Origin of the sequence: Nissabacter sp. SGAir0207 (assembly GCF_005491205.1) — a bacterium.
Taxonomy (GTDB): Bacteria; Pseudomonadota; Gammaproteobacteria; order Enterobacterales; family Enterobacteriaceae; genus Chimaeribacter.
In genome coordinates, this window is the sequence record NZ_CP028035.1 from 3,638,432 (window position 1) to 3,661,912 (window position 23,481).

At 61.8% G+C, this 23,481-nt stretch carries 21 protein-coding genes; 5 read left to right on the top strand and 16 right to left on the bottom strand.

Going from position 1 to position 23,481, the window contains the following annotated elements; all coding sequences use genetic code 11:
- Positions 1-96 precede the first annotated feature (96 nt).
- Entirely contained in the window at positions 97-624 is a 528-nt protein-coding gene (locus C1N62_RS16320; protein ID WP_137764611.1) for a DedA family protein, read from the bottom strand.
- 152 nt (positions 625-776) lie between these two features.
- Positions 777-1,538 (bottom strand): uridine phosphorylase, encoded by a 762-nt coding sequence (gene udp, locus C1N62_RS16325; protein ID WP_137764612.1) that lies wholly within the window; start codon positions 1,536-1,538, stop codon positions 777-779.
- A gap of 973 nt (positions 1,539-2,511) precedes the next feature.
- On the opposite strand from udp, the gene C1N62_RS16330 reads away from it, so the two are divergent.
- Together C1N62_RS16330 and C1N62_RS16335 are read left to right on the top strand one after the other, a co-directional pair.
- Positions 2,512-4,929, top strand: a complete 2,418-nt coding sequence (locus C1N62_RS16330) for an autotransporter outer membrane beta-barrel domain-containing protein (protein WP_240775708.1) — start codon at positions 2,512-2,514, stop codon at positions 4,927-4,929.
- Positions 4,930-5,066: 137 nt separating this feature from the next.
- Positions 5,067-5,900 carry a dienelactone hydrolase family protein gene (locus C1N62_RS16335; RefSeq protein ID WP_137764614.1) on the top strand — a complete coding sequence of 278 codons (834 nt, stop codon included), beginning with the start codon at positions 5,067-5,069 and terminating at the stop codon, positions 5,898-5,900.
- 40 nt (positions 5,901-5,940) lie between these two features.
- Here the strand turns inward: C1N62_RS16335 and metE are convergent, their stop codons facing one another.
- The gene (metE, locus tag C1N62_RS16340; RefSeq protein WP_137764615.1) at positions 5,941-8,220 is read right to left on the bottom strand and encodes a 5-methyltetrahydropteroyltriglutamate--homocysteine S-methyltransferase; all 2,280 of its coding nucleotides are present in this window, start codon (positions 8,218-8,220) and stop codon (positions 5,941-5,943) included.
- A gap of 104 nt (positions 8,221-8,324) precedes the next feature.
- Between metE and metR the strand changes: the two genes are divergently transcribed.
- Positions 8,325-9,281: an HTH-type transcriptional regulator MetR gene (metR, locus tag C1N62_RS16345; protein WP_137764616.1), complete on the top strand. Its 957-nt coding sequence runs from the start codon at positions 8,325-8,327 to the stop codon at positions 9,279-9,281.
- Here metR and C1N62_RS16350 read toward each other — a convergent pair.
- The gene (locus tag C1N62_RS16350; RefSeq protein WP_137764617.1) at positions 9,166-10,065 is read right to left on the bottom strand and encodes a carboxylate/amino acid/amine transporter; all 900 of its coding nucleotides are present in this window, start codon (positions 10,063-10,065) and stop codon (positions 9,166-9,168) included. The two genes, metR and C1N62_RS16350, sit on opposite strands and share 116 nt — an antisense overlap.
- Before the next feature lie 185 nt (positions 10,066-10,250).
- Here C1N62_RS16350 and C1N62_RS16355 point away from each other — a divergent pair, with 185 nt between their 5' ends.
- Positions 10,251-10,535, top strand: coding sequence for a DUF2756 domain-containing protein (locus C1N62_RS16355; protein ID WP_137764618.1), 285 nt, complete (start codon positions 10,251-10,253; stop codon positions 10,533-10,535).
- Between the two features lie 6 nt (positions 10,536-10,541).
- On the opposite strand, the gene C1N62_RS16360 is transcribed toward C1N62_RS16355, so the two are convergent.
- The 11 genes from C1N62_RS16360 to C1N62_RS16410 all read right to left on the bottom strand — a co-directional run bounded on the left by C1N62_RS16360 (position 10,542) and on the right by C1N62_RS16410 (position 21,651).
- Complete coding sequence (locus C1N62_RS16360) at positions 10,542-11,498, bottom strand: AEC family transporter (protein ID WP_137764619.1); 957 nt, start codon at positions 11,496-11,498, stop codon at positions 10,542-10,544.
- An 83-nt stretch (positions 11,499-11,581) separates the two neighbouring features.
- Positions 11,582-12,325 (bottom strand): glycerophosphodiester phosphodiesterase, encoded by a 744-nt coding sequence (ugpQ, locus tag C1N62_RS16365; RefSeq protein WP_137764620.1) that lies wholly within the window; start codon positions 12,323-12,325, stop codon positions 11,582-11,584.
- The gene (locus tag C1N62_RS16370) at positions 12,325-13,398 is read right to left on the bottom strand and encodes a sn-glycerol-3-phosphate import ATP-binding protein UgpC (protein WP_137764621.1); all 1,074 of its coding nucleotides are present in this window, start codon (positions 13,396-13,398) and stop codon (positions 12,325-12,327) included. The genes ugpQ and C1N62_RS16370 overlap by 1 nt, the downstream gene beginning before the upstream one ends.
- A gap of 3 nt (positions 13,399-13,401) precedes the next feature.
- A complete protein-coding gene (ugpE, locus tag C1N62_RS16375) occupies positions 13,402-14,247 on the bottom strand; it encodes a sn-glycerol-3-phosphate ABC transporter permease UgpE (RefSeq protein WP_137764622.1) in 846 nt (281 codons plus the stop codon).
- Positions 14,244-15,131 (bottom strand): sn-glycerol-3-phosphate ABC transporter permease UgpA, encoded by an 888-nt coding sequence (gene ugpA / locus C1N62_RS16380; RefSeq protein ID WP_137764623.1) that lies wholly within the window; start codon positions 15,129-15,131, stop codon positions 14,244-14,246. Before ugpA ends, ugpE begins: the two co-directional genes overlap by 4 nt.
- A 15-nt stretch (positions 15,132-15,146) precedes the next feature.
- A complete protein-coding gene (gene ugpB, locus C1N62_RS16385; protein ID WP_137764624.1) occupies positions 15,147-16,481 on the bottom strand; it encodes a sn-glycerol-3-phosphate ABC transporter substrate-binding protein UgpB in 1,335 nt (444 codons plus the stop codon).
- Positions 16,482-16,718: 237 nt separating this feature from the next.
- Entirely contained in the window at positions 16,719-17,420 is a 702-nt protein-coding gene (gene livF / locus C1N62_RS16390) for a high-affinity branched-chain amino acid ABC transporter ATP-binding protein LivF (protein ID WP_137764625.1), read from the bottom strand.
- An 18-nt stretch (positions 17,421-17,438) separates the two neighbouring features.
- The gene (gene livG / locus C1N62_RS16395; protein ID WP_137764626.1) at positions 17,439-18,209 is read right to left on the bottom strand and encodes a high-affinity branched-chain amino acid ABC transporter ATP-binding protein LivG; all 771 of its coding nucleotides are present in this window, start codon (positions 18,207-18,209) and stop codon (positions 17,439-17,441) included.
- The gene (locus C1N62_RS16400) at positions 18,206-19,507 is read right to left on the bottom strand and encodes a high-affinity branched-chain amino acid ABC transporter permease LivM (protein ID WP_137764627.1); all 1,302 of its coding nucleotides are present in this window, start codon (positions 19,505-19,507) and stop codon (positions 18,206-18,208) included. The genes livG and C1N62_RS16400 overlap by 4 nt, the downstream gene beginning before the upstream one ends.
- Entirely contained in the window at positions 19,504-20,430 is a 927-nt protein-coding gene (gene livH / locus C1N62_RS16405) for a high-affinity branched-chain amino acid ABC transporter permease LivH (protein WP_137764628.1), read from the bottom strand. Before livH ends, C1N62_RS16400 begins: the two co-directional genes overlap by 4 nt.
- A 105-nt stretch (positions 20,431-20,535) precedes the next feature.
- Entirely contained in the window at positions 20,536-21,651 is a 1,116-nt protein-coding gene (locus C1N62_RS16410) for a branched-chain amino acid ABC transporter substrate-binding protein (RefSeq protein ID WP_137764629.1), read from the bottom strand.
- Positions 21,652-22,020: 369 nt separating this feature from the next.
- On the opposite strand from C1N62_RS16410, the gene panM reads away from it, so the two are divergent.
- Entirely contained in the window at positions 22,021-22,410 is a 390-nt protein-coding gene (gene panM, locus C1N62_RS16415) for an aspartate 1-decarboxylase autocleavage activator PanM (protein ID WP_137764630.1), read from the top strand.
- 53 nt (positions 22,411-22,463) lie between these two features.
- On the opposite strand, the gene rpoH is transcribed toward panM, so the two are convergent.
- On the bottom strand, positions 22,464-23,321 hold the full coding sequence (rpoH, locus tag C1N62_RS16420) for an RNA polymerase sigma factor RpoH (RefSeq protein ID WP_137764631.1): 858 nt from the start codon (positions 23,319-23,321) through the stop codon (positions 22,464-22,466).
- Between the last annotated feature and the right edge of the window lie 160 nt (positions 23,322-23,481).

Below are 23,481 nucleotides of genomic sequence, written 5' to 3' on the forward strand. Positions count from 1 at the left end.
TCACCGTGAACCTGCCACGTTAAGGAAAGTGGCGGGGCCTGTCCAGAACGCATTCTTGCGCCGGAACCCGGCTCGCAAAGATTGTGGCGACCCCGGTCAGAACAGCCCGCGCAGCCAGTCGATGCCAAAAGCCCCCGGCATCAGCATCAGGCTGGCCCAGATCAGCGCCGACACGCCGTTCGCCAGTTGGAAGTGCTGCTGGCGCATCCCGCACATGCCCGCCACCAGCGGCACCACTGCCCGCAAGGGGCCGATGAAGCGGCCGAAAAAGGCCCCCATCACTCCCCAGCGGGCGAAGAAGTCGTGGCCGCGCGCCAACAACTGCGGCTGGCGGGTAAAGGGCCAGAGTTGGCTGACCTGATGCTGGTAGCGATCGCCAATCCAGAAGGAGATCCAATCTCCCAAAAACGCGCCGATAGCGGCGGCCGTCCAGATCGGCCAGAAGGCCAGCCCGGCCTCGGCAATCAGTGCGCCGACGCCCAGCAAGATGAGGGTGGCGGGCACCAGCAGCGAAAGAAACGCCATCGATTCGGCGAATGCCAGTAGGAAAACCACGGGCGCGGCCCACTGCTCATGCTGGCGCACCAGCTCCAGGGTATCGGCCACGATGCTGGCAATTGTCACAGGTCACTCCATCTGATAAACGGGCAGACCCATCAGAATACCTGCCTAACGGCCATCCTGCCTGTAACCTTGGGTAAACAAGCCTTGAGTTGTGCAAAGTTGCCGCCATAAAAAAAGGGCGCCGCAGCGCCCTGTTCATGTTGGCAAAGCAATCACACCAGACGGCGCGCCGCCTCGACCACGATTTTCACCGCGTGGCTCTCGGTCTGCTTCATGGTTTCGGCATTCGGGATCTCTTGCTGGGTGCGGTTGACGATCACCCCTGCCACCATGCCCGCACGCAGCCCCTGGCTCGCGCACATGGTCAGCAGCGTGGCGGACTCCATTTCGTAGTTCATCACGCCCATTGCCTGCCACTCCTCCATCGAGCCTTTGAAGCGGTTCACCACGCGGCCAGAGAAGGTGTCATAACGCTCCTGGCCGGGGTAGAAGGTGTCGGAGGAGGCGGTGACGCCGATATGGGTGGTCGCGCCCACTGCCTTGGCGGCCTCTACCAGCGCAGTGGTACAGGCGAAATCGGCCACGGCCGGGAACTCCATCGGTGCGAAGTGCAGGCTGGCACCATCAAGGCGCACGGCCGCGGTGGTGACCAGCACGTCGCCGACGTTAATGTGGTTCTGGATGGCGCCGGTGGTGCCGATGCGCAGGAAAGTGCGTACGCCCAGTTGCGCCAGCTCTTCCACCGCGATGGAGGTGGAGGGGCCACCGATGCCGGTCGAGCAGACCACCACGGCCTTGCCGTCCAGCTCGGCGCGCCATGACGTAAACTCACGATGGGACGCCAGCTTGACCGGGTTTTCCATCAGGCGGGCAATCTTCTCTACGCGCTCTGGGTCACCGGGTACGATCGCCAGGGTGGCACCCTGCAGGTCAGCCTTGGTCAGGCCAAGGTGGAAAACATCAGACTTAGACATAGGAAACTCCTGTTAACAACGCTTTGCCGGGAATAAAAAGAGAGTGTACTGAAAAATCAGTTAATTTTTTGTGATAACCATCACTGCCAATGCAACACGTATGCACAAGTTGCCAAATTAATGTGACAAGATTCACATTAACGCCATTATCGCACCCTTTTCCGCTTCCATACCAGTGCCTGCCACCCTACCCGGCCCCTCTGCTGGCTGAAAAATATCGCGCGTGAACAGACCTCGCCGATAGGTGGCAAGAGCTGAACAGCCATGCCCCTTACCCAGTCTACCCCAAGGTTACGCCAAGAATTGAATAATTAGAATTTAACTCATTTAGATTAAATAAATAAATTTCCTAATTGTTAGTCTCCAAATTAAACAATCCTTAATGGAAATTAAATAACAAATAAATGTTTGCTTATTTTTTTAGGAATTAGAATTTCAGGCTGCGCATTTTTCCCATTTTCTGCATAAAACTTTCTACAAGGATGAACAATTGAAAACGCTCAATACAGTACGCACCCCTCTCGCCTCAAATATACTTAAAGCCTTACCGTTAATGCTCGCCGTTGGCGGCGTCGGATTCAGCGCCACCACGCACGCCACCGAAATTAATGACGGTGGTAATGATAATGCTCCACCCATCAATATCAGTGGCAACAGCGCGGAGAGTCCGCATAGTTTAACTATCTACCCAGGTGATTTATCTATTGTTACTACTGGCAATAATTCACACGGCATTTATGTCCATGATGGTGGAAGAGTCTTCGAAGAAAATATCAAAATAATTGACGATAACGGTACTAAGAGGGGAACGACCACTAGCATTTCCACCACCGGCGAGAGTGCCAAAGGTATTTATTCTCGGAATGGTAGCACCGTAGAATTATTGAGCCCACTGACAATTAAAACCAATAATATTAATTCAGACGGTGTTTATTTGGAGGGTGATAATAATACCTTCAGCCTTATGGCGGATATGTCGGTCACCACCGCAGGCGACAACAGCGCTGGCATCAATCTCAACGGCAAAAAAAACAGCGTCGAAACCGGGAATCTGAGCGTTAAAACCGGCGGGACAGGCAGCCATGCAGTGACCGCCAGTGGCGAAGGGAGCACCGTCACTGCCACCAACGCCTCACTCTCCACCACCGGTAAGAGTGCCTCAGCCATCGCCGTTGACCAAAAAGCCGCAGTCACGCTGACAGACAGCACCCTCTCCAGCACCGGCGCTGACAGCCTGACCGTGCAGGCGCACGGCGGCAGTAGCGTCTCTCTGGCGGGCACCACGCAGGACGCCACGCTCATCACCCTCGGCGCCAACAGCCACTCCATCGAAATTGATACCCAAGCCACCGTCACCGGCAACCAGCTGAATATTGATCACCAGTCTGAAAACAGCGCCGCCATTGTGCTGCAACAGCGCACCGGTGCGGCCGCCAGCGAGCAGGGCGGCACCCTAAACCTCACCCAATCGAGCCTGACCAGCCACCAATCCTCCCCGGCTCTGGCCGCGGATGGCGGCAACTGGACAGTGGATTTTAACCATACTGACCTGAACGCAGGCCAGGGTCAGGCGATCTATGTCGCTAACCAAGCCGACGCCACCAAAAGCGCCGAGTTGCAGGCCCAGTCCGCCAAGCTGAACTTCACGGCGGAAAATGGCAGCACCGTGACCGGCAACGTGGTGGTGGAAGCGCAGGACAATCTGGCGAACCAGCTCACCATGGGGCTGCTGGACTCCACCTTCAATGGCGCGTCCCAAGGCAATATCGACCTGACGGCCAAGGACAGTACCTGGAACATGAGCGCCAGCTCCACGGTCAACTCACTGGCGATGGACAACAGCAGCGTCCACTTCGCGCCAGAGGGCGACTACAAAACCCTGACCACTCAGTCGCTGTCGGGCAGTGGCAGCTTCTACCTCAATACCGAGCTGAATGAGGGCGGTGCCAGCAGCCAGAGCGACAAGATCATCGCCGCCAATGCCGCCAGCGGCAGTAATTTCACCCTGTATATCAATGGCCGGGGCGATGGTGCCGCCACCGAGGGCAATGGCATCGAGGTGGTGGAGATTCAGGATCAAAGCCACGCCACCTTCGCACTGGGGAATACGGTCAGTATCGGCGCCTATGATTACTACCTGTTTGAAGGGGATGCTGAAGGCTCGGCTGATACCAACGACTGGTATCTGCGCGCTCAATATAACGATCCCGATGACAACGGCGACGACAATGGCGATGACGACAACGGCGGCGATGACAACGGCGGTGACGACAACGGCGGCGATAACGGCGGTGACGACAACGGCGGCGATAACGGCGGCGACAACGGCGGCGACAACGGCGGCGACAACGGCGGCGACAATGGCGGTGACAACGGCGGTGACAACGGCGGCGACAACGGCGGCGACAATGGCGGTGATGACAACCGTGTTCCTGCTGATGTGAAGCCGTACCGTGAAGAGGTGCCCGGCTACGCGGTCGCCCCTTACCTGAACCTCTACTACGGCCTGCAAACGGTCGGTACCCTGCATGAGCGCATGGGTGATGCCGAGCAGTACGCACGCAACTACAACAACCTCGCCTGGGCGCGTACCGGCGGCAACAGCACCTCCTTCAATGCGGGCTACTTCGGCTATGACACCGACTCCTGGTTTGCCCAGTTTGGTACTGACCTCTATCAGGATGAGACGGACAACGGCACCCGCGTGCATGGCGGGGTGATGGTGACCCTCGGTTACCAGAACTCTGACAACCAGGATCAGGCGCGCCGGTACGGCGACAAGCCGGTAGAGACCGGCTCGCTGCATACGGATGCCTACAGCGTGGGCGGCTACTACACCCGCTATGCGCAGGATGGCAGCTACGTCGATCTGGTAGGTCAGTTCACCTACTACCGCAACAAATATGAGAGCCGTTACGATGCCCGCCAGAACAGCTTTGGTACCCTGCTCTCCGCGGAAGGCGGCAAGCCATACGCGCTCAGCGAGAACTGGAAAATTGAGCCGCAGGGCCAACTGATCTACCAATATCTGATTAGCGAAGACTTTGGCGATGCGATCTCTACCGTCTCTGGCGTCAATGAGAGCGCGCTGACTGGCCGCGTCGGGGTGCGGTTGTTCCGCGACCAGCAGGAGAACAAAGAGCAGGAGACCTTCAAGCCCTACCTGACGGCGGACGTGTTGCACAACTTCACCGATGCCCCGACCGTGCGGGTAGCCAACAGCGACGTGCAGGCTGACCTGAGCACCACCTGGTGGCAGACTGGCGCGGGCATGACCGCCCGTCTGGCAGAGAACACCTGGATCTACGCCGACGTGCAGTACCGCAAAGGCATGGATGACGATATGGAAGGCTACGTCGGCCACATCGGCATCCAAGGCAGCTTCAAGTAATGTCCCTCCCTCCGCGCCCTTGGGCGCGGAGTTTCTCCCCCGTCGTCTACCCTGCTCGTCTCCTCCCTGCCCGTTCTGGTTTTATTTCCTATAGTTAATGCTGCACAGCGCTACCCTACGACGATGCGGAGACCGCCATGAAACATGATGAACCCCTGAACACGCAGGCCAGCGACGGTTTTGCCCCCGCCGTTGCGCCGATTGCCTCCACCACCCGCCATACGGATGAACAGGATCTGTACACCAGCGAAACCACCATCCCGACGCAGGGTGAGAGTATGCCAGCCTACATGGCACGCCCGGCCGCCGCCGCTGGCCCATTGCCGGTGGTTCTGGTGGTGCAGGAGATTTTCGGCGTGCATGAGCACATCCGCGATCTCTGCCGCCGGCTGGCGAAAGAGGGCTATCTGGCGATCGCGCCGGAACTCTACTTCCGCCAGGGCGATCCGCAGCAGTACCAGAGCATTGATGAACTCTTTAGCCAGTTGGTCAGCAAGGTGCCAGACCAGCAGGTACTGGCCGATCTGGATCACACTGCCCACTGGGCGACCCGCAATGGCGGCGCGGCCAACCAATTGGCGGTGACCGGCTTCTGCTGGGGCGGTCGCATTGCCTGGCTCTATGCCGCCCACAATCCGCAGCTCAAGGCGGCGGTGGCGTGGTATGGCAAGCTGGTGGGCGACAAATCCCTGAACCAGCCGAAGCATCCGGTGGACATTGCCGTCGATCTCAACGCCCCGGTGCTTGGGCTGTATGGCGGCCAGGATCACGGCATTCCCCAAGCGACGGTGGAGACCATGCGTCAGGCGCTGCGTGCCGCCAACGCGGAGGCCGAGATAGTGGTCTACCCGGAGGCCGGTCACGCGTTCAATGCGGATTACCGTCCCAGCTATCACCCGGAAGCGGCTGCCGATGGCTGGCAACGGATGCTGGCGTGGTTCCGCCGCTGTGGTCTGACTGGCGTGGTGTAAGCGTTATGGGCGCGAGCGCGCCCTGTTTTGCCCTTTCCGATCAGGCCGATTCAGTGCGCAGGCGCTTCGCCGCCGTCACCATGTTGGCGAGGGCCTGGCGCGTCTCCGGCCAGCCACGGGTCTTCAGGCCACAGTCCGGGTTGACCCACAAACGCTCCGCCGGGATGTTTTCGGCCGCCTTGCGCAGCAGCGCCTCGATCCACTCCACGCTCGGGACGTTTGGCGAGTGGATGTCATAGACGCCGGGGCCGATGCTGTTCGGGTAGTCGAACGCCTTGAAGGCTTCCAGCAGATCCATATCGGAACGGGAGGTTTCGATGGTGATCACATCGGCATCCAGCGCGGCGATGGCCTCCATGATGTCGTTGAACTCGCAGTAGCACATGTGGGTGTGGATCTGCGTGTCGTCGCGGGCAACGGCGGCGTTCAGCTTGAAGGCCCCCACCGCCCACTCCAGATAGGCTTGCCACTCGCTGCGGCGCAGCGGCAGCCCCTCGCGCAGGGCTGGCTCATCAATCTGGATGATGCCGATGCCCGCTTGCTCCAACTCCTGCACCTCATCACGCAGCGCCAGCGCGATCTGTCTGGCGATCACCTCACGGCTGACATCTTCCCGTGGGAAAGACCAGCAGAGAATAGTCACCGGGCCGGTCAGCATCCCTTTCACCGGTTTGTCGGTCAGCGACTGGGCATACTTCGCCCACTCGACGGTGATGGCCTGCGGGCGGCTGACATCCCCGATGATCACCGGCGGCTTCACGCAGCGGGAGCCGTAGCTCTGCACCCAGCCATTCTGGGTGAAGACGAAGCCGTCCAAATGCTCGCCGAAGTACTCCACCATGTCATTGCGCTCTGCCTCGCCATGCACCAGCACGTCCAGCCCGAGGCGCTCCTGCTCCGCGATCGCGTGCCTGATGTGCTCGCTGATGCCGGTGCGGTAGCGGCTGCCATCCAGCCGGCCCTGTTTGAACGCCAAACGCAGGCCGCGGATCTCGGGGGTCTGCGGGAAGGAGCCGATGGTGGTGGTCGGCCAGGCTGGCAGCGGGAATTTGCCGCGCTGCTTCTCGGCCCGCACCGGATAAGGGTGCTGGCGCTCGCACTCCTGCGCGGTGATGGCGGTCAGGCGCGCACTGACGGCCGCATTGTGCACGCGGCCGGAGTCGCGGCGGGCACGGATTGGCGCGCTGTAGTCGGTGATTTTTTTCAGGGTCTGCGGGTCGCCGTGGTTCAGGGCGTCGCTGAGCAGCGCCAGCTCGGCGCATTTTTGCAGCGCGAAGGCGAACCAGCTCTTCACCTCCTCGTCCAGACGGCTCTCGACGCTCAGGTCGATCGGGCTGTGCAGCAGGGAGCAAGAGCTACCCAGCCACAGGGTGCGCGATTGCGCCGCCAGCGGTTGCAGGCGGTTGAGCCAGGTGGCGAGGTCAGCGCGCCAGACATTGCGGCCATTGATTACGCCCAGCGAGAGCACCCACTCCGCCGGCAGGGCCGCTGCCAACGCATGGGGATCATCGCGGCCCGCCACCAGATCGACGTGCAGGCCCTGCACGTCCAGCGTGCGAAGGGTGTCGAGGTGATGGCCGATGCTGTCGAAATAGGTGGTCAACAGCAGCTTGGTCTGGCCATTCAACGCGGCGTAGGCAGGCTTGAAGGCCGCCTGCCACGCTGGCGGCAGCTCCAGCACCAGCGCCGGCTCGTCAATCTGCACCCACTCAATGCCGCGTTTTGCCAGTTCCGCCAGCACCTGCTGGTAGACCGGCAGGAGGTCATTGAGCAGCGAGAGGCGGTCGAACGGCTCGCCCTTCACCTTGCCCAGCCAGAGGTAGGTGACCGGGCCGAGCAGCACCGGCTTCACCCGGTGGCCGAGCGCCAGCGCCTCGTCCACCTCATCCAGCAACTGGGGCCAGGCCAGCGTGAAGCGCTGGCCCTGATGGAACTCCGGCACAATGTAGTGGTAGTTGGTGTTGAACCATTTGGTCATCTCGGCGGCGGCGGCTGGCTCGCCGGTTGGCGCGCGACCACGGGCAATGCGGAACAGGGTATCCAGATCCAGCGTGCCGGAGGCATTTTGGTGGCGCGGCGGCACATTGCCGAGCAGCAGGCTGGTGGCCAGCACATGGTCATACCATGCGAAGTCGCCGACCGGCAGCAGATCCACCCCGGCGTCACGCTGCTGTTGCCAATGGCGGGCGCGCAATTCACGCCCCACCGCCAGCAGCGCTTCTTGCGTCATATCGCCTGCCCAGTAACTCTCCTGGGCTTTTTTCAGCTCACGATGCAGCCCTACGCGCGGAAAACCCAGAGTATGGTTCAGAATTGCCATGGTCAAAACCCTCATTTAGCCGTCCAGATGTTTACACATCCATATTCCGCAGGTACTGTATGATCACAAGCGCAAAATGTTCACTGTCACTGTGAAGGACTCTCATGATCGAACTCAAACACTTACGGACGCTGCAAGCGCTGCGCAATACCGGCTCCCTGGCCGCCGCCGCTGCCCAGCTCCACCAGACACAGTCCGCGTTGTCGCACCAGTTCAGCGATCTGGAGCAACGGCTCGGCTTTCGCCTGTTTGTCCGTAAGAGCCAGCCGCTGCGCTTTACCCCACAGGGGGAGATTTTGCTGCAACTGGCCGAGCAGGTGCTGCCGCAGATCCAGCAGGCGCTTCAGGCGTGTCATGAGCCGCAACAGACCACGCTGCGCATCGCCATTGAGTGCCATAGCTGCATCCAGTGGCTGACGCCAGCGCTCGACAACTTCCGCCAGCGCTTCCCGCAGGTGATCATGGACTTCAAGTCGGGCGTCACCTTTGATCCGCAGCCAGCGCTGCAACAGGGCGAGCTGGACGTGGTGCTGACCTCGGACATCCTGCCGCGCAGCGGCCTGCACTACTCGCCGATGTTTGATTTCGAGGTGCGGCTGGTGCTGGCACCGGATCATCCGCTGGCGCGCAAGGCGCAGATTGAGCCGGAGGATCTGGGTGATGAGACGCTGATGATCTATCCGGTGCAGCGTCAGCGGCTGGATATTTGGCGGCACTTCCTGCAACCGGCCGGTGTCAGCCCGGCGCTGAAGAGCGTGGACAATACCCTGCTGCTGATCCAGATGGTGGCGGCACGCATGGGCATCGCCGCGCTGCCGCACTGGGTGGTGGAGAGTTTTGAGCGCCAGGGGCTGGTGGTGACCAAGACCCTGGGCGGGGGATTATGGAGCCGGTTGTACGCCGCCGTGCGCGAGGGCGAGCAGCGCCAACCGGTAACGGAGGACTTTATTCGTTCGGCGCGCCAGCACGCGTGCGATCACCTGCCGTTTGTAAAGGACGCTGCACGACCCAACGCCGGTGCACCCAAAGCGATGCCATTATCACTGCAGCACCCAGAATAAAGCTCGGCCAATGGGGCTGCTGTTGCCAGATCGCCAGGTTAACCAGCAGCCCGGCCGGGACGTGGAAGTTATTCATAATGCCCAGCGTTCCCGCATCCACCTGCGTCGCCCCGACGTTCCACATGAAGTAGCCGAGTGCGGAGGCACCCACGCCCAGCCACACCAGCACGCCCCACTGTAGGGTGGTGGTCGGCAGCTTATTCGGGTTGCCGAACAGCACCCAAGCCACCACTGCGCAGAGTACCGCCCCCAGATAGAACCAGGAGAAAGCGCTGTGCTGCGGCATCGGACGCGTCTCCATCAGCCGCTTGTAGCCCACCTGCCCGATGGCGAAGCAGAGGTTGGCCGCCTGCACCAGCAGCAGGCCAATCACAAAGTGCTCGCTGATGTGGTCATAGCGGATGATGGCCGCACCCGCCACCGCCAGCAGCGCGCTGAGGGCGTAGCCGATGCGCACGCCGCGGCCGCTGATCAGGTCATAGATCAGCGTCACGTAGAGCGGCGTCATCACGGTAAACAGCAGGAACTCCGGCACCGTCAGGTAGAGGTACGCCTGAAAGCTGATCAGGTACATGATGCCAAGCTGCATCGCCCCGACCGCCATGTAGAGCAGCAGGGTCGTCGCCTTATAGCCGCGCCAGCGCAGGAACGGCAGGAACACCAGCGTCGCCAGTACCAGCCGCACCAGTACCGAGAAGACGCTGTCCACCTGGCCGGCCAGGTACTCGCCAATCAGGCTAAAGGAGAACGCCCATAAAATGGTGGTGATAATCAGTAAAAACACAGTGATCGTCGCTTTAAAGGGAAAAGGGAATTGTAACGGAACAGCAGGAGAAAAATTCAGCAAAGGTGGTTGACGTCTGTTTATTATTTACACAAACAGACAGGGATTTACTGCCTCCCCGGCCAGGCTGGCGTAAACTTAAGGATGAGGAAGCCAAAAGCCCGTTCCGGGCAACGGAGGAGACGATGAAAACCCTGACCCCACTCGCCTGCTTGCTGGCACTTGGCCTGATGGCCGGGCACGCGGCAGCGGACTCTCGCGCGCTGACACCACAGCAGACCCAGCAACGGATGCTGGACAACCCGGCGCAACGCAGCACCCAGCAGCGGATGCAAACCAACCAGCAAGTCCAGCAGCGGCAGTTGGAGCTGGATCGCCGCAGCGCCACCCAGCAGCAGAACCAGCAGTTGCGCAGCCAGATGCAGACTGACCGGCAGCGCGTCCAGCAGAGCCAGCCGGGCAACCGCTGACCTGATTTAGATTCGCACGCCCAGCAGCGTCAGAATCAGCGGCGTGGTGATGCCCGACAGCGCGGTGGACATCACCAGGCTGGCCGCCGCTGGGCCGCCCAGCGTATTGAACTGGCGCGACACCAGATAGACATTCACCCCCACGGCCATAGAGCCGAGCAACACCACCACGCGCGTCTCCATCTCCGGCAGATGCAGCGCCAACGCCAGTAACCAGATCACCAGCGGCTGCACCAGTAGCTTCATCACACAGATGGCGCTGCTCAGCCGCCAGCCATCGCGGATGCGGTACTCCGCCAGCCCCATCCCCAGCACCACCAGCGCCAGCGGCGAGGCCATCTGCCCCAGCATTGACACCGGTTTGTCGATCATCTCGGGCAGCGGCAGGCCGGTCAGGCTAAATACCGTGCCGCTGAGGATGCCGATAATCAACGGGTTGGTCAGCACGCTGCGGGCGGTCTTGGTGAAGCCCTTGAGCGTCAGCGAGCCGTTGCGCGCCCACTCCACCGACACCGTAACCAGCGTCCAGAGGATCAGCCCGTTGAACACCAGCACCAGCGCCACTGAGGGCACCGCCGCCTCGCCGAGCATCACGGTGGCAATCGGCAGGCCCAGCATTACGTTATTGGAAAAGATGCCGCCGAGGGCAAACACCGAGCCAGCCACCCCATCCAGCCGGAACAGGTGGCGCGCCAGCAGGCGGCCCAGCACGAACACAATCAGGCAACTGCCGAAGAAAGCGATCAGCAGCCGGGCGTCCACCACTGGCCGCTGGCTGAAGTCACACATCATGCGGAACAGCATGGCAGGCAGCGCCACGGAGAAGACCAGCCGCGTCAGGCCATCGGTCAGTGACGACGGCCACTTGCCCCAGCGGATCAAACCGTAGCCCAGCACAATCAGGATAAACAGCGGCACCGACAGCAGGATCTGGTGCCAGAGGGAGAGGATAAAGGCAGGCATAGCGCTCCTTGCATCAACAGCCGGCGCCGTAGATTGCCGCCGGGCAACAGGGTCAGCGGCCCGCCCGGCAGATAATAAGCCTGCTAAGAGAAGTCCGCCCCGAGTAAATCTATCCGGTCGGTGCAGATGCAGTCAACGCCCCAGTTGAGCAATAATCGCGCGCGCTCCGGGCTGTTGACGGTATAGACCAGAATGCGCAAGCCAGCGGCCTTGATCTGCGCCACCCGCTCCGCGGTCAGCGCCTGATGGTCAATATGCAGCGACACGCAGCCCAGTTGCTGGGTCAGCGCGCGCCACTCCTCATCCCACGCCTCCAGCAGCAGCCCGCGCGGCAGCTCCGGCGCGGCCTGTTGCGCCGCCGCCAGCGCCACCACCGAGAAGGAGGAGAGCAGCGGCGGCGTCTGCCCCTGCCATAGCAGCCGGGCGGCAGAGGCGATCACCTTGCCGCTCTCCTCGTCGGTGCCGGTGGTCGGCTTGATCTCAATGTTCGCCATCAGCCCGTGCTGCGCGCAGCGCGCCGCCACCTCGGAGAGCAGCGGCAGCCGCTCATCGCGAAAGGCGCTGCTATACCAACTGCCAGCGTCGAGCGTCACCAGCTGGTTCCACGGCAGGTTGCCCGCCACGCCCCAGCCATTGCTGGTGCGATTCAGGGTGTCATCATGCAGCAGGAAGATCTTCCCATCCTGCGCCAGCTTGGCGTCAAACTCGATCATGGTGTGGCCGTGGCGCGCGCCGGTATCAATCGCCGCCAGTGTGTTCTCCGGTGCCAGCGAGCCGCCGCCGCGGTGCGCAACAATGCGTGGGTAGGGCCAGTCTGTTGTCTCCATCACTCCATCCGTACTCCGTCAGCCGTGTCAAAAACGTGCAGCGCCGTGGGCGGCAGCACCAGATTGAGCTGGGAGCCGACCGCCGGGCAGTGCTCATGGGAGAGGCGTACCACCACGCCCTGATCGCCCCAGCGGCCATGCGCCAGATTGTCTGCGCCCAGCCGCTCGAGGGTCAGCACCGTCAGCGGGATGCCCCGCGCGCCCGGCTCCACCCACTGAATATGCTCCGGCCGGATGCCAACGGTCAACTCCCGCCCCTGCCACGCCGGGCGCGGCGCGGGCAGCGGCAGCAGCGTGCCATCCGCTAGCCGTAGCGCACGCCCCTCGGCATCGACGGTGCCGGCCAGCAGGTTCATCGCTGGCGAACCCATAAAGCCCGCGACAAAACGCGTCGCCGGCCGCTGGTAGATCTCCTCCGGCGTGCCAATCTGCTCGGCCACGCCTTTGTTCATCACAATCACCCGCTGCGCCAGCGTCATCGCCTCCACCTGATCGTGGGTGACGTAGAGGCTGGTGGTGCGCAGGCGGCGGTGCAGCTGTTGCAGCTCCAGCCGCATCTGCACCCGCAGCTTGGCGTCGAGGTTGGAGAGCGGCTCATCAAACAGGAACACCGCTGGCTCACGCACGATGGCGCGCCCCATCGCCACCCGCTGGCGCTGGCCGCCCGACAGCTCGCGCGGTTTGCGCTTGAGCAGCGGCTGCAACTCCAGAATGCGCGCCGCCTCCTCCACCCGCTCGGCGATCTGCGCCTTGCCAAAGCCACGGATCTTCAGGCCATAGGCCATGTTGTCAAACACGCTCATGTGCGGGTAGAGCGCATAGTTCTGGAACACCATCGCGATGCCGCGATCCTTCGGCTCCAGGTCGGTCACCCGCCGGTTGCCGATGTAGATGTCGCCGCCGCTGGTGCGCTCCAGCCCCGCCACCATGCGCAGCAGGGTCGATTTGCCACAGCCGGAGGGGCCAACCATCACAATGAACTCGCCGTCGGCGACATCCAGGTCAATCTGCCGGATCACCGGCGTCTTGCCGTCATAACTCTTGCTGACGGCCTGCAATTTCAGATTCGCCATAACTCACTTCTCACTGTCAACCAGACCGCGCACAAACCAGCGCTGCATCCCCAGTACCACCAGCAGCGGCGGCAGCAAGGTCAGCAGCATCGCCGCCATCACCCGGTTCCACTGGGTGGTGCCCTCGCCGCTGGCAATCATGCTTTTGATGCCAGCCACGGCGGTGCCCATCGAGGCATCATTGGTAATCAGAATCGGCCACAAATATTGGTTCCAGCCGTAGATAAAGGTGATGACAAACAGCGCCGCCAGATTGGTTTTTGACAGCGGCAGCACCACGTCCCAGAAGAAGCGCATCGGCCCGGCGCCGTCAATGCGCGCCGCCTCCAGCAACTCATCCGGCAGGGTCATAAAGAACTGGCGGAACAGGAAGGTGGCGGTCGCCGAGGCCATCAGCGGCAGCGTCAGGCCAGTGTAGCTGTCCATCAGGTGCAGCCCGGCCATCACCTCCACGGTCGGGAAGATCCGCACCTCCACCGGCAGCATCAGGGTGAGGAAGATCACCCAGAAGAACAGGTTGCGCAGCGGAAAGCGGAAATAGACGATGGCGTAGGCCGACAGGATCGAGACGCCAATCTTGCCGAGGGTGATCGCCAGCGCCATGATCACGCTGTTGAGCAGCATCAGGCTAAAGGGCGCGCTGTGGCGGCTGACGCCCTGCTGCCAGATGGTGCTGACGTTCTCCCACAGATGGCTGCCGGGCAGCAGCGTCATCGGCACCTGGAACACCGCGCGGTCATCCAGCGTGGCGGCGACAAAGGCCACATAGAGCGGGAACAGCACCACCAGCACGCCGAGCGCCAGCATCACATGGCAGAAGAGATCCAGCCCCTTGCGGTTTTCGATCATTGGTAACGCACCTTACGTTCAACAAAGCGGAACTGAAGGATGGTCAGGCCAATCACCAGCAGCATCAGCACCACGGATTGCGCGGCGGAGCTGGCCAGATCCAGCCCGGCGAAGCCTTCGCGGTAGATCTTGTAGATGAGCGTGGTGGTCGCCTGCACCGGGCCACCGCCGGTGGCGGCGTCAATCACCGGGAAGGTGTCGAAGAAGGCGTAGACCAAATTCACCACCAGCAGGAAGAAGCTGACCGGCGAGATCAGCGGCAGCACCAGATTGAAGAAGCGCCGCACCGGGCCTGCGCCATCAATCGCCGCCGCCTCCACCAGCGAGCGCGGGATGGATTGCAGCGCCGCCAGGAAGAAGAGGAAGTTGTAGCTCACCTGCTTCCAGACCGAGGCCAGCACCACCAAAAACATCGCCTGCCCACTGTGCTGGGCGTGGTTCCAGTCGTAGCCCCAGGTGCGCAGCAGATGCTCAATCAACCCCATGCCGGGGTTGAACAGGAACATCCAGAGCACCGCCGCCACCGCTGGCGCAACCGCGTAGGGCAGGATGAACAGCGTCTGGTAGAGACGCCGCCCCCGCACCACGCGATCCACCATCGCCGCCAGCAGCAGCGACACCACCAGCCCACTCACCGCCACCAGCCCGCTGAAGATCAGGGTGGTGGAGAAAGAGGCGAGGTAGGTGTCGTCCTGCCACAGCGCGCTGAAGTTCTCCAGCCCGACAAACTCGCTGGAGAGGCCGAACGGGTCGAGGCGCTGCACCGAGTACCAGAGCGCCTCCCCCGCCGGCCAGAGGAAAAATACCGCGGTGATCAGCAGTTGCGGCAGCACCAGCGCATAGGGCAGCCAGCTACAGCCAAAGCCGGGACGGGACGGCGCCATCAGCCTCTCCTTGCGTTACTTGGTGGAGGCTTCGAAGCGACGCAGCAGCACGTTGCCACGCTGCACGGCGCTGTCCAGTGCCTGCTGCGAGGTTTTCTTGCCAGTCCAGACGCTCTCCAGCTCCTCATCCACGATGGTGCGGATCTGCGGCATGTTGCCGAGGCGCAGGCCACGGGTGAACGGCAACGGCGGCTTGTTCAGCATCTGGCGGGTGGCGATGTCCGCGCCGGGGTTCTTGTCATAGAAGCCCTGCTGGCGGGTCAGGTCGTAGGCGGCGGTGGTGATCGGCAGGTAGCCGGTCTTCTGGTGCCACTCGGCGGCGATCTCTGGCTGGGTCAGGAACTGCATGAACTGCGCCACGCCCTTGTAAGTGGCGTCATCCTTGCCATTCATCACCCACAGGCTGGCCCCGCCAATGATGGCATTCTGCGGCGCGCCCTTGACGTCGGCGTCATACGGCATCATGCCGACGCCGTAGTTAAATTTGGCGTAGTGGCGGATGTCCGCCAGCGAGCCGGAGGAGGCGGTGGTGATGGCGCAGTCGCCGTTGTAGAACTTGGCGGTGGACTCATCCTTGCGGCCGTAGTAGGTGAAGCCGCCCGATTTGTTCAGGTCAGCCAGCATCTGGATGTGCTTGACCTGCTCCGGCTTGTTGAACTCCAGCACGGCGTCGGTGCCGTCGAAGCCGTTGTTCTTGGTGGCCACCGGCAGGCCGTGCCAGGCGCTGAAGTTCTCAATCTGGATCCAGCCCTGCCAACCGCTGGCGTAACCGCACTGCATACCGGCGGCGCGCAATTTGGTGGTGTACTCGGCCAGTTGCTGCCAGGTTTTCGGCGGCTGCTCCGGGTCCAGCCCGGCTTTTTTGAAGGCGTCTTTGTTGTAGTAGAGCACCGGGGTGGAGCTGTTGAACGGCTGGGAGAGCAGGTGGCCGCTCTTGGCGTCGGTGTAGTAGCCGGAGACGGTTGGCACGAACACGGTCTCATCGAAGGGCACGCCAGCGTCACTGAAGACCTGGTATACCGGTTTAATCGCCTTGCTGGCCATCATGGTGGCGGTGCCGACCTCATACACCTGGAGGATGGCGGGCGCATTGCCGGAGCGGAACGCGGCGATGCCAGCCGCCAGGCTCTGCTCATAGTTCCCCTTGTAGACCGGGACGATCTTCACCTCGGGGTGGGACTGGTTGAAGCGGTCTGCCAGCGAGTCCACCTCCACGCCCAATTCGCCCTCCATAGAGTGCCAGAACGGGATGGTGGTGACGGCCAGCGCGTTGGCGCTACAGGCCAGTGACACGGCGGTGGCAAGGGCGGCGGTTTTGATACGGCGAGAAAACGTGAGGGAAATGAACATGCCTGTCTCCTGAAAAGGTCGGTGTGCGCCGGGCGCGCTAAGCCCCTCATGCGCTGACATATTTTTTAACCGGAGCTAACATGACATGGGAAAATGACAGAAAAATAACCAATAAATGACGATAAAGTGACAGACGAGTGAAGTGCGGGTGACGGTTAGATGGCAGCGCGGCGGGAAAAGGGCGTGACGGGAGGGCAGAAAAAAGGGGGCCAGCGGCCCCCGGTGAATGGCGTGCGGTTAGCCGCCGAGGTAGGCGCTGCGCACCGCCTCGTTGGCCAGCAGCGCGTCGCCGCTGTCTTCGAGCACCACGTGGCCGTTCTCCAGCACATAGCCGCGATCGGCCAGCTTCAGCGCCTGATTGGCGTTCTGCTCCACCAGGAAGATGGTCATCCCCTCCTCGCGCAGCTGTTGGATGGTGTCAAAGATCTGCTGGATGATGATCGGTGCCAGCCCCAGCGACGGCTCATCCAATAACAGCAGCTTCGGCTGGCTCATCAGCGCGCGGCCAATCGCCAGCATCTGCTGCTCGCCGCCGGACATGGTGCCCGCGCGCTGCGCCTGCCGCTCCTGTAAGCGCGGGAAAAGTGCGTAGACGCGTGCCAGCCGCTCGCGGTAGTGCTCACGGGCGACAAAAAAGCCGCCCATCGCCAGGTTCTCCTCCACCGTCATGCGGGAGAAGACGCGTCGTCCCTCCGGCACGATGGCGATGGCCTCGCGCATGATCTGCGCGGTCTGCCAATCGGTGATGTCCTTGCCCTCAAACAGGATGCGGCCGGTGCTGGCGCGCGGCTCGCCGCACAGCGTGCCGAGCAGCGTGGTTTTGCCCGCGCCGTTCGCGCCAATCAGCGTGACGATCTCACCCTTCTCAATATGCAGGCTGACGTTGTGCAGCGCCTGAATCTTGCCGTAGTGGGCGGAAACTTGGTTTAACGACAGCATGTTCTCTCTTCCTCGCCCTTAGGCTTCGCCCAGATAAGCCCGGATCACATCCGGGTTGTTGCGCACCTCAGCCGGGGTGCCCTGCGCCAGCGGCGTCCCTTGGTTGACCACGTAGATGCGGTCGGAGATGCCCATCACCAGCTTCATGTCGTGCTCAATCAGCAGCACGGAGACGTTGTGGTGGTTGCGCAGCTCGGCGATCAGCTCATCCAGCTCATCGGTCTCTTTCGGGTTGAGGCCAGCGGCCGGCTCATCCAGCATCAGCACCTCTGGCCGCGTCACCATGCAGCGGGCGATCTCCAGCCGCCGTTGCTGGCCGTAGGCCAGATTGCCAGCCTGGCGGTTCGCCAGATCCAGCAGGCCGACGCGCTCCAGCCAGACGGCGGCGCGCTCCTGCGCCTCCGCCTCGGCACGGCGGAAACTGGGGGTCTTCAGCAGCCCGGCCAGCACGCCGCTCTTCAGATGCTGGTGCTGTGCCACCAGCAGGTTCTCAATCACCGTCATCTCACGGAACAGCCGCACATGCTGGAAGGTACGCACAATGCCCATGCGGGCGATCTTCTGCCCCGGCAGCCCGGCCAGTTGCTGGTCGCGCAGCCGGATGGTGCCACCGGTCGGGCGGTAGAAGCCGGTCAGGCAGTTGAACACCGTGGTTTTGCCCGCGCCGTTCGGCCCGATCAATGACACGATCTCGCCCTGATTGAGGGTCAGCGCCACGTTGTTGACCGCCAGCAGGCCGCCAAAACGCATCATCAGCCCATCCACTTGCAGTAAAGGTTGGCCGCTCATGCTCGCTCTCCCTTCTCACCGGCCTGCGCCGCCTGTTGCAGCGCCGTCGCCTTCATCTTCAACTGTGGCCGTTTCATCGGCAGCAGCCCCTGTGGCCGCCAGATCATCATCAGCACCATCAAGGCACCCAGCACCAACATGCTGTACTCATTCAAATCGCGCATCAGCTCGCGTGACACCACCAGCAGGATGGCCGCCAGAATCACCGCAAACTGCGAGCCCATACCGCCCAGCACCACAATCGCCAGCACAAAGGCCGACTCGGCGAAGGTGAAGGACTCCGGGCTGACAAAGCCCTGCCGTGCCGCAAACAGCGTGCCCGCGAAGCCCGCGAAGGCGGCGCTGATGGTGAAGGCGGTCAGCTTGATGCGCGTCGGGCTAAGCCCGAGCGAGCGGCAGGCGATCTCATCCTCACGCAGCGCTTCCCACGCGCGCCCCAGCGGCATCCGCAGCAGGCGGTTGATGATAAACAGCGTCAGCACCACCAGCAGCAGCGCCACCATGTAGAGGAAGATGATGCGATCGCTGGGGTCATAGCGCAGGCCGAAGAAATTGCTGAAGGTGTCCCAGCCGCCGTCGCGCGCCGTGCGGCTGAACTCCAGCCCAAACAGCGTCGGTTTCGGGATCTGGCTGATGCCGTTCGGCCCGCCGGTGATCTCGGTATTGTTCAGCAGCAGGATGCGCACGATCTCGCCGAAGCCGAGGGTGACGATCGCCAGATAGTCGCCGCGCAGCCGCAGCACCGGGAAGCCGAGCAGGAAGCCAAAGCCGGCGCTGATCAGCCCCGCCAGCGGCAGGCTCTGCCAGAAGCCCAGCCCGTAGTAGTGGTTCAACAGCGCATAGGTGTAGGCCCCGATGGCGTAGAAGCCGCCGTAGCCGAGCACCAGCAGGCCCGACAGGCCGACCACCACGTTAAGGCCCAGCCCGAGCATCACGTAGATCAGCGTCAGGGTGGCGATGTCCACCGTGCCGCGTGACACCAAAAACGGCCAGGCGATGGCCGCCACCAGCAGCAGCAGCGCCAGCGCTTTCTGTTTCGGCGTGGAGCCATCAAAGCTTGGCAGCACAAAGGCGGGCGCGTTGCCGCGCTTCATGCCACGGCTCAGCAGCGGGCGGAACAGTTGGAACAGGAACACCACGGCGCAGCCGATGCCGATCCACTCCCAGCGCACGTCCGACGCGCCATTGACCACCAGCCGCGTGCCATCGAGGCTCAATTGCAGCCCCATCAGCAGCGAAGCCATCACCAGCAGCGCCAGCGCGGAGACCAGCGCATTGACCAGATTGAGGTTCTTCATACTTTCTCAACCTCCGGGCGGCCAAGGATGCCGGTCGGCATCACCAGCAGCACCACAATCAGCAGCGCAAAGGAGACCACATCCTTGTACTCCGTGCTCAGGTAGGCGGAGGTGAGCGCCTCGGCGATGCCAAGGATCAGCCCGCCAATCATCGCGCCGGGAATGCTGCCGATGCCGCCGAGTACCGCGGCGGTGAAGGCCTTCATGCCAGCCATAAAGCCGATGTAGGGGTTAATCACGCCATAGAACTGGCCGAGCAGCACGCCCGCCACCGCCGCCATCGCCGCGCCAATCACGAAGGTGAGCGAGATGACGCGGTCGGTGCTGATGCCCAGCAGGCTGGCCATCTTCAAATCCTCGGCGCAGGCGCGGCAGGCGCGCCCCATGCGGGAGTAGCGGATGAACAGCGTCAGCGCCAGCATGGCGAGGAAGGTCACCACCCAGATGATGATCTGCATCGCGCTGATGGTGGCGGCGAAGCCATTGCTCTCGCCCAGCGTCCACTTGCCGGTGACGATGCTGGGCAGCGCCAGATCCCGCGAGCCTTGCGTCAGGCTGACGTAGTTTTGCAGGAAGATCGACATGCCGATGGCGGAGATCAGCGCGATCAGGCGCTTAGAGTTGCGTACCGGTTTGTAGGCGACGCGCTCAATGCCCCAGCCGTAGGTGCTGGCGATGACGATGGCGACGATAAAGCCCGCGCCAATCAGCAGCCAGCCGGTATCAATGCCCATCATCATCAGCGCGGCGATCACGATAAAGGAGACGTAGCTGCCGATCATGTAGACCTCGCCGTGGGCGAAGTTGATCATGCCGATGATGCCATAGACCATGGTGTAGCCGATGGCGATCAGCGCGTAGGTGCTGCCCAACGTCACGCCGTTGAACATCTGTTGCAAGAAGTAGAGAAACTGCTCTGACATACTCTGACCTTAGCCGGAGCGCCGCAGGCGGCAGAGACAAGAGGGGCGCGGTTCGCCGCGCCCCTCCCTGGCCTGCCTGCCCGCCGCATCCAGCGATAACGGGGCTTATTTAACTGGGGTAGACGTGCCGTCCGCGTGCCACTGGAAGATGCCGAATTCGAACCCTTTCAGGTCGCCCTTCTCATCCCAGCTCAGCGAACCCATTACCGTATCAACCGGCTTGGCTTTCAGATCCTTGACGATATCCTCTGGCTCGCGGCTGCCGCTGCGCTCCATGCCGGTGGTCAGCGATTGCAGCGCCGCGTAGGTGGTCCAGACGAACGGGCCAGTCGGGTCGAGTTTCTTCGCCTTCAGCGCGTCCACGATCGGCTGGTTGGTCGGCACCTGGTCATAGCGTTTCGGCAGGGTCACCAGCATCCCTTCGGACGCCGCGCCCGCGATGTTCGACAGCGAGGAGTTGCCCACCCCTTCCGGCCCCATGAACTTGGCGTTCAGCCCGGCCTGCCGGGACTGGCGCAGGATCTGGCCCATCTCCGGGTAGTAGCCGCCAAAGTAGACGAAATCGACGTTCTCTTTCTTCAGGCGCGCCACCAGTGTGGAGAAGTCTTTGTCACCGGCGGTAACCCCCTCAAACAGCACGATGTTGGCACCGGCCTTCTTCAGGCTATCCTGCACCGAGCGCGCCAGCCCCTCGCCATACTGCTGTTTGTCATGCACCACGGCGATACGCTGCGGCTTGATGGTGTCCACGATGTACTTCGCCGCCGTCGGCCCCTGATCGGAGTCCAGGCCGGTGGTGCGCATGATCATCTTGTAGCCGCGCGTCGTCAGGTCGGCGTTGGTCGCCGCCGGTGTGATCATGATGATGCCCTCATCCTCGTAGATGTCCGAGGCGGGCTGGGTGGAGGAGGAGCAGAGGTGGCCGATGACATAACGGATGCCGTCATTGATCACCTTGTTGGCGACCGCCACCGCCTGTTTCGGGTCGCAGGCGTCGTCATACTCCACGCCCACCAGTTTGTCGCCCTTCACCCCGCCCTTGGCGTTGATGTCGGCAATCGCCTGGCGCGCGCCGGTGAACTCCATATCGCCATACTGCGCGACCGGGCCGGAGAGCGCCCCGACGATCGCCACCTTAATGTCTTCCGCCAGCGCGGCCTGTGTCATTGCCATTGCCATGCATCCTGCCAGCACTGCCTTGCCCGTTTTGGTCAATTTCATCCGAACTACCCCTCGTGATCTCATCGTTGTGTTTGCCGCCGAAAGACACTGCACTCGTATCATTTATCTATACGGATGAAGGATTTAGTGTTTTTTTCGGCATCTTTTTGTAATAAGACTTTATTTTTCATGCCATTAAACAGGAATTTTCTTCTGCAAATCAAATCGAGAACTCAGAAACAAGCGGTATAAACAGAATAAAATTCGGAGTAAATTCGCGCACCTTGCGATCAGTATGGTCGCTTATGCTGGCTTTTGCCGCAGGCGGTGATCTATAACTCCGAAAATGCGCGCAGAAAAAAACGTAATGCGCAGTTTTTGTACAGTATTGTCATTGAGCAGCCACGGCACTTTCAGGGTTGGGAGAGCATGAGATTAAGCATTGAACGGATTGGCCCATTGAGCCAGCAGGATCGGCTCGATTTAGCCAAAATTTGGCCGCACCAGACGCCAGAGCAGTGGCAGGCAGCGGGTGCGCTGTTCGCCGCCCGCTTCAATGCGCGGCTGCTGGCAGCGGTGAAGGTGGAGTGGACGGGCGATCGCGGCGTGATGCGCGATCTCTGCGTGCGTGAGGTCACCCGGCGGCGCGGTGTCGGGCGCTATCTGCTGGAGGAGGTGCAGCGGCAACTGCCAACGGTGCGCCACTGGCGGGTGGAGGGAGCGAGTGGGGATACAACGATGCAGGCGTTTATGCTGGCCTGCGGCTTCCGGGCGGAGGGCGATGGCTGGACGCGCGATCCCGCTGCCCCAGCGGCCTGAAAAACGGCAATAAAAAAGCCCGGCAAGCCGGGCTTTTTTGTCTCTGGCAGGCGTCAGGCCTCGATCGCCATCTTCAGTTTCTTCATGGCGTTCTTCTCCAGCTGGCGCACACGCTCGGCGGAGACGCCGTACTTGTCGGCCAGCTCCTGCAACGTGGACTTGTTGTCGTCGTCCAGCCAGCGGGCGCGGATAATGTCCTGGGAACGCTCATCCAACCCCTCCAGCGCGTAGCTGAGTTTGTCGGCCGCGTTGCTCTCCCAGTTATCCTCTTCGATGCCCTCGGCAAAGTCAGAGCTTTTGTCTTGCAGGTAGAGCATCGGTGCCATCGGCTGGCCGTCGCGCGCTTCGTCATCCGGCGTCGGGTCAAAGGTCATGTCCTGCGCCGCCATGCGGGACTCCATCTCCAGCACATCTTTGCTGGAGACACCCAGTTCGCGCGCCACCAGCTCCACTTCATCCTGGTTGAACCAGCCCAGACGCTGCTTGGTTTTGCGCAGGTTGAAGAACAGCTTGCGCTGCGCCTTGGTGGTCGCCACTTTTACAATGCGCCAGTTGCGCAGCACGTACTCGTGGATCTCCGCCTTGATCCAGTGAACCGCGAACGACACCAGTCGCACGCCCACCTCTGGGTTGAAACGGCGCACTGCCTTCATCAGGCCGATGTTGCCTTCCTGGATAAGGTCAGCCTGCGGCAAACCGTACCCTGAATAGTTACGAGCAATGTGAGCGACAAAGCGCAGGTGAGACAGGATAAGCTGCTTCGCCGCTTCCAAGTCGCCCTGATAATGCAGCCGTTCAGCCAGCTCCCGCTCTTCCTCTGCCGTCAGCATCGGGAAGGCATTGGCGGCCCGCACATAGGCTTCCAGGCTACCTTGGGGAATTAAGGCTAAAGTTTGCATCTCTTTGGTCATTCAAACCCTCTCTTAATTGGAACGTTCATGCAGGTTGATTGGCCGCCGGGCTTTATTGATCGCTTTACGTCGCCGCAGACGGGCACCCTTACATTTGCTCTCTTTTTGACCGTGATCCAGGTCACAAGTTCCCTGAAGATCCTCTTCAGATAACAGACCA